Annotated in this window: 6 protein-coding genes and 1 pseudogene; all 7 read right to left on the bottom strand. The window is 31.2% G+C overall.

Annotation, left to right across the window (positions count from 1 at the left end):
- Positions 1-408 (bottom strand): annotated as a pseudogene (locus tag ACVC3Y_RS01460) (MBOAT family O-acyltransferase); the annotation flags it as partial.
- A gap of 9 nt (positions 409-417) precedes the next feature.
- Complete coding sequence (locus ACVC3Y_RS01455) at positions 418-1,410, bottom strand: sulfotransferase family protein (protein ID WP_452225909.1); 993 nt, start codon at positions 1,408-1,410, stop codon at positions 418-420.
- 6 nt (positions 1,411-1,416) lie between these two features.
- The gene (locus ACVC3Y_RS01450) at positions 1,417-2,520 is read right to left on the bottom strand and encodes a glycosyltransferase (RefSeq protein ID WP_452225908.1); all 1,104 of its coding nucleotides are present in this window, start codon (positions 2,518-2,520) and stop codon (positions 1,417-1,419) included.
- A 13-nt stretch (positions 2,521-2,533) separates the two neighbouring features.
- On the bottom strand, positions 2,534-3,109 hold the full coding sequence (locus ACVC3Y_RS01445) for a hypothetical protein (RefSeq protein WP_452225907.1): 576 nt from the start codon (positions 3,107-3,109) through the stop codon (positions 2,534-2,536).
- Positions 3,110-3,117: 8 nt separating this feature from the next.
- The gene (locus tag ACVC3Y_RS01440) at positions 3,118-4,110 is read right to left on the bottom strand and encodes a glycosyltransferase family 2 protein (protein ID WP_452225906.1); all 993 of its coding nucleotides are present in this window, start codon (positions 4,108-4,110) and stop codon (positions 3,118-3,120) included.
- 3 nt (positions 4,111-4,113) lie between these two features.
- Positions 4,114-5,496: an asparagine synthase-related protein gene (locus tag ACVC3Y_RS01435; RefSeq protein WP_452225905.1), complete on the bottom strand. Its 1,383-nt coding sequence runs from the start codon at positions 5,494-5,496 to the stop codon at positions 4,114-4,116.
- A 24-nt stretch (positions 5,497-5,520) separates the two neighbouring features.
- Positions 5,521-6,366, bottom strand: a complete 846-nt coding sequence (locus tag ACVC3Y_RS01430; RefSeq protein WP_452225904.1) for a sulfotransferase family 2 domain-containing protein — start codon at positions 6,364-6,366, stop codon at positions 5,521-5,523.
- Positions 6,367-6,388 lie beyond the last annotated feature (22 nt).

Raw genomic sequence — 6,388 nt, 5'->3', positions numbered from 1 at the left:
TAGCGTTTGAAAGGTGTAAAAACTAATTCCTACTGGTAAAATAATATGTAAGGTATTAGGTTGTATTTCACTTCCAAAAAAGGAAAAAGCAGCCGTGAAATTATCTACAAAAAAATTATAGTATTTAAAAAATCCTAAAAGCCCGATATTAACAAAAATACTAGTGTATAACAACAGTTTTCTTTTGGTAACATTTGTAGTCTTTTTTAAATAATTACCTATCCAAAAATCAACAAGGGTACTAAATACAATAAGTGCCAAAAAGCGATAATCCCACCAGCCGTAAAATACGTAACTAGCAACTACAATTAATAAATTCTGAAACTTAACTGCTTGTTTATTTAATACCCAATAGAGCATAAAAACTATTGGTAAAAAAATCGCAAAATCTATGGAGTTGAATAGCATATGTTTGGCCTAATTTTTAAACCATTTAGAATAAACTTCTTTTTTCAGAATATTATCCAAATCTTTAAATTCTGCTTTAAAAAAATCATCTAATAATGTTACAGTAGCCTTGGATGCTTTAAATTTAATAGTACTTTTTAAGGGATTTAGTTTTTTATGTAACCTATCTATTATACGATATTGCAATGGTATTTTACTTTGAAAAACGGGAGATACCGGTATAAAACTAGAATATCTATAATTACCGCTTTTACGTAACAACCGATTTCTAAGAAGCTGTAATTTTATATGCTTTGGTGTTTTTGTTTTATTAGAATGTGTATTTAATACACCGGTATCAAACTTAGAAAAATCTACCTCTAAAAAATCACATACTTCTTGTATGCATTTTTCTTTATTTTCTAATAAATCTTCAAACAAAACCACTTTAATCCTTTCCATGGGAATATGTTTATAATAGGCCTCTAACTGCTCCATATACATACTTCGTCTAATAATACTATTTGGATTAAAACGTAGTGTATCTTCAAGCGTATAAATAGCTCTTCCCGATTTTAAAAGGTGCAAATAATTTGAAATCGTTCTTTTGGTAGGATGTCTTAATATAAACAGAAGCTTAATAGGTTTGTCTTGTAAAGCAATTCGCTTTGCTGCAATTTCAGAAGTTAAATAGGTTGTAGAATCTTCGCCAATACAGCTTGCTTTTTTTTCAATACTTTTAAATTGCTTGGTATACCAATCCCATAATGCTTCTGGATTTTCTTGCATGTTCTGACTGGTCCATACTTCTTTTTTAGCATCATAAAAATGATAATCTGGATGCTGTAAAATGCTATCGATATCAAAAAAACCCAATTCGTTATGCGCTATGGCAATATCTGGATGCGCGTGCAAAATAGCATGCAATGTAGTTGTTCCAGATTTCATAGCACCTCCAATAATAAAATCGGGTAGATGTTCTGGGGTTTTAGATTTCCATAAGTTTGCATCTTGCTTTGTCATTCCTTTTTATTTAACAATACTTAAATATAATGCTTCATGATTATTTAGAAACTCTTCTATTGAAAATTCTTTGATCACTTGTTCTCGCATTGCCATAGCTAAAGAACTTCTTTCGGTTTCTTGCATATTTTTTACTGCCAGTAATTTTTCTGCTAAAGCATCTACATTACTTGCTTCAAACAAGTATTCGGGAAATTCCTTTAATATATCTTTTACTCCAGAAACATTAGAGCCAACCACTACACAACCGGATGCCATGGCTTCTAATGGTGCATTGGGTATGCCTTCTCGCCTACCTTCATCTTTTGTAGGAATAACAAATACATCTGCTAAAGCTAAATAAGGGCGTACTTCCAGCTGTTTTCCAGCAAATACAATATTTTTATTAGTACTATAATGCGCTTTCAATTCTTGCCCATACGTATTGGTATCGTTTCCTACTATTAATACTTTTATACTAGGATCATTAAGTTGTTGTACGGCTTCAAAAAGAACTTCTACTCCTTTTACAGGAACAAGATTTGCAATAGATAATATAATAAAATCCTCTTTTTGAAAAGCGTATTTTTCTAATAATGAGGTGTTAATTGCTTCTGGCTGGTATTTTTGAGTATCTATAGCTAAAGGAAATTTTGCCACTTTAGGAAGCATTTTAGAAAAATACTGTGTTATCATATCTTCATTAACCACAATAACTTTGGTACTTAGTTTCGAGCGCCAAGTCCAATACCTATTTCCCCAACCCATTGCTTTTTTTGTATACACATAGGGTATACCTGCAAATCTGGCTGCTAAAGGTTCTGAAATATCTGAACTCCAATGCCAAGAATGAATCAAATCAAACTGGTTTTCTTTAAAAAATTTTCTAATTTTTAAAACTCTAGAAAGAAAAGTAATTCTAGGTCTATAACTTGTTGTAAAAGGAAAAAGATGCATCTTAACCCCTAGTTTTTCTACTTCTTTATAATAGGCTCCTTTGTTGTGAAAACAACATATTTCAGGTTCAAAAACATCTCGATCTAGTCGTTTAACCAAATCATAAACAGACCTACCACTACCTGCGGTATTAAAATTGGGTATGGTATATAAAACTCTTATTTTTTTAGACATATAAAGCCTTGCTTTATTTAATTATTTTAGCAGGATTCCCAGCTATTACACAATTAGAGGGCACGTCTTTTACCACTACAGCCCCTGCACCTATAACCACATCATTACCAATAGTAATATTTCCAATAATAACCACATTGGCGCCTACCGTTACATTATCTCCTATAATAGGTACTAAAGTGTTATCATTATTTTTATTCCCTATGGTTAAACCATTACGAAACTGAAAATTCTTACCAATAGATTTTGCGTTTATCACCGTTGCAAACGGATGATAACACATTAATCCTCCTGCTATTTTAGTGCTTCTAAATATTTTACAAGGCACCTCATTAGTAAAGCTTTTTTTCCATCGGTAATTATTGCGTTTTATTCGCCAGAAGAAAATAAAAGCAAAATCTGGATAATAAATCATCAAGTGCGTAAACTTTTTCTTCAATGTATCTGGTTGCACGCTACAACCTCTTACTTTTATAGTCTGATTAATATCTTCTTGAATCGTTTTATTATTCAACACGTAGTTAGTAAACAACCTTGCTATAAGGAGTTTTTTTAATACGTGTTTTATTAGAAAAAAGAAACGTTTCATGATTAGTATTAAAGGTTTTTTATAAAATGTTTCATATAAAAAGGAACAAGGTAATAAACATAAAATTTAAGTATATATGAAAAAGGAAATAAAATAAGAAACCAAAGATAACTTTGTAAATAAAAAGGAATCTCTAATGGTTTAATATCTAACATTATCTCTTTATATTTCGCTTTCCTTTTCGAATAACCTTTTGTATAAAAAATCAACTTACCCATACTGCTACATATCTGGCCTACAAGTATTTTATCAAACGCTTTAGGAGTCTTGTGCTTTGCATAAAATGGTAAATGTTCCTTTACTAAACGAACCCATGTATAGAATATCATGTTTTCATTTTTTTTAGTTTGCTGAATTGTTGAGGCATGATGCTTAAAGTACAAATATACATACGTATCTAAAAATGCTACATTGCTTGTCATCCCTAATTTAATATCTAAAGCAGTATCTTGGCCTATACGCAACTCTTCATTATAGAGACCAATTTCTTTAAATATTTTCTTTCTATATAAAAAAGCTGGAGGTCCAACTACATTTTTTAAACTAGTAAACCAATGAACACCCCAAAATGGTTTTTCTTTAAAAATAACATTATGTGTTTCATCTTCAGGCTTAATTGTTTCCACTATACCTTTGTATGATTTCACCATTTTACCAAATACAGCATCCACCTGTGGATTAGCATCTAAAACGGCAATCATTTTATGTAATGCTTCCGGATAAATTTCATCATCTACATCAAAGACATACACATAAGTTCCTTTGGCTTTTTCAATTCCTAAATTTCTAGCTGGTGCAGCGCCTTGTTTCGGTTGCTTAAAAAGCTTTACTCTAGTGTCTGTTTCTATTAGTTTTTGTATGTTTTGTACGGAAGCATCTGTAGAGTTATTATCTACATATATAATCTCAAAATCGTTTACTTCTTGATTTAATATAGAACCATAGGATTTCGCAATAAAATCGGCGCCATTATAAACAGGAATAACTACAGATAATTTCATAAATTAGATATTGTAAAAGTGTTTTTTCCAAAGCGAAAAAGTTAATAACATACTAACAGGTGTCGAATAAAATACTGCATTTTCATTTTTAAACTTGTTATAAAATTCGCTAACCACTTCTTTGGGTATAAATTCTAAAAACGAAGGATCAAATAAGTGTTTTTGCAATTGAGCATCATTTGCTGCACCATAAAACTGTAGTTCAAAATTACGCTGTATATAAGGTTTCCCCATAGCAGCAGCAAACTCGCGTTTTAATTTATGAAATATACGATAAGGTAAATTATATGGCGTTTTATTATAGTGGTAATTATTAAGGTTAAATGGTTTTTGTTCGTGCCAGGTAATATTTGCTAAAGCTTTGTCTTGTTGCAAGTGTGCTATTTGCATGCGTCTATCGGCTAAATACGCCTCTGGAATAGTACAAATAAACTGCAGCATTCTATCGTCATAATACGGCAAGCTAATTGGGTGTGCTTTGGCAAATATGCTCAAATTTGTAGTGGTCCAACGATGTGCCCATTGCGACGTTTTAAAAGCGCGAACTCGTGCGCTTATATTTTCAATTTTAATGGTAGACAAGCTCTTTTCTATTCTAGAAATTAAATAAGATTTAAAAGTGCCTTCTAAATTCCACGACTTCCAAAGTGCTTCTGCAAATTCTAATCCGCCAGGCTTTAGCATTTTCTTTAATAACAAAGGCACAACATCTTTTTCTTCCAATCCTTCTGGCGCACCCCTATCAAAAAGCACATCGCCCCAATGCCCCAGTGAAAAAACACCTTCTTTCTGTTGCAATGCTGGCAATACTGCCATTTGTCTTGCATGGGTAAACTCCGAATAACATCCATTCATTTGCGCTAGCGTATCTATATCCTTCCATAAATACCCTTTAGGAATACTATAAGCATCAAATGCAAATCCGCAAACTTTGGCTATCTGTGCACTTATTTTATGCTCTGGATACCCACCTGGAAAAGAATAACTATAGGCCTGTACTTTATTTTTTAGTCCTTTAAAAATAAGTGCTTGACTCCTACTATCTAAACCTCCAGACAATGGTAAAATCACTGGGCTATCGCCTACTTGCTCTTTGGTTATAGTAGTTAACAAATCTACATATTCATCTAAAGCTTGATCAAAAGAGATGTCTCTTGGTGTATAATGCCAATGAAACCAAGGTTCGCTATTTACAAGAAATCCTTCCGCATCTAGGGTATGCTCATGTGCAGGTAATAAACAAACAGCATTTTTATAATAGGTATCTCCATCCATAAAAAAACCAGTAGCTGCATATATGCAAATAGCCTCTTTATATAATTCATGAGGTACATTTCGTTTTGCAAATGCTTGTTTAGTAGGTAATATAGGGGTTTTAATATTCATAAAATTCTTATTGGCATAAAAATATTATAAATCTATCTGTTTAACAGTAGGTTTATTGTAATAAATATTTAAATTTTCTAAAATCTTAAACAAGTATCTTTCCTTATAAGAAACATAATTCAATGCTTTTTCTGTCCATAAATCATTTACATCAGTTGTTTGATACTTGGCTTTATTTAATTTTTTAGAATTATTCACAATTTCTACTTCATCTTCAGAAAAGCCTTGTTCTTTTAGAAACTTGATTAAGTCTTGATTTAAATTTTCCTGCTTTAAAAATTTTACATTAGCCATATCATTTTGGTAATCTTTTGTTTGAATATATTCATCACTAATTAAATTCAATACCGTTACTGGTTCTTTAAAAAACATTTGAACGAACTGAATAGTCTGAGTTCCCAGATCTTTCAAGTTAGAAATATCCCTAACTCCAATTTGATTTAACCTTGTCTTTTCTGCATAAATATTCAAATCTACAAATTCATCAATAGTCAAATTTGGAAAATTTGGAAAATACTTTTCGATTATATCTTTTGAAACTTCCATATATTTAGGATTTGCCCAAGCTTTAAATTTATAACTAGATAAAAACCTACTATACGGATTTCTAATAATCGATATTATTTCTTTACCGCTATGTTTATCTGGTATTTGAGCATATGTACCATGTTTATCAGGAAAGCGGTTAGGCATTTTTATGTTCGGTAATATTAACTCTTCCATTTTGGGAGAAATAACACCCAACTTATATAATACTTTTACAATCCATGTTTTATTGTTGTACTGATATAGTTCCTTTAATATGCTAACTGTAAATGTCGTTCCTGTTTTTGGTAGGTTTAACATTACAAATTTTTTTGTTATAATCATTTTTTACCTAGTATTTAATTTC

It is taken from the genome of Lacinutrix cladophorae, from assembly GCF_053604645.1.
This window is presented reverse-complemented; position numbering and strand designations above follow the sequence as displayed.

Coding starts and splice junctions, on each gene's coding strand:
- ACVC3Y_RS01435 (WP_452225905.1), bottom strand. CDS start 5,496: ATGAATATTAAAACCCCTATATTACCTACTAAACAAGCATTTGCAAAA.
- ACVC3Y_RS01445 (WP_452225907.1), bottom strand. CDS start 3,109: ATGAAACGTTTCTTTTTTCTAATAAAACACGTATTAAAAAAACTCCTT.
- ACVC3Y_RS01455 (WP_452225909.1), bottom strand. CDS start 1,410: ATGACAAAGCAAGATGCAAACTTATGGAAATCTAAAACCCCAGAACAT.
- ACVC3Y_RS01450 (WP_452225908.1), bottom strand. CDS start 2,520: ATGTCTAAAAAAATAAGAGTTTTATATACCATACCCAATTTTAATACC.
- ACVC3Y_RS01430 (WP_452225904.1), bottom strand. CDS start 6,366: ATGATTATAACAAAAAAATTTGTAATGTTAAACCTACCAAAAACAGGA.
- ACVC3Y_RS01440 (WP_452225906.1), bottom strand. CDS start 4,110: ATGAAATTATCTGTAGTTATTCCTGTTTATAATGGCGCCGATTTTATT.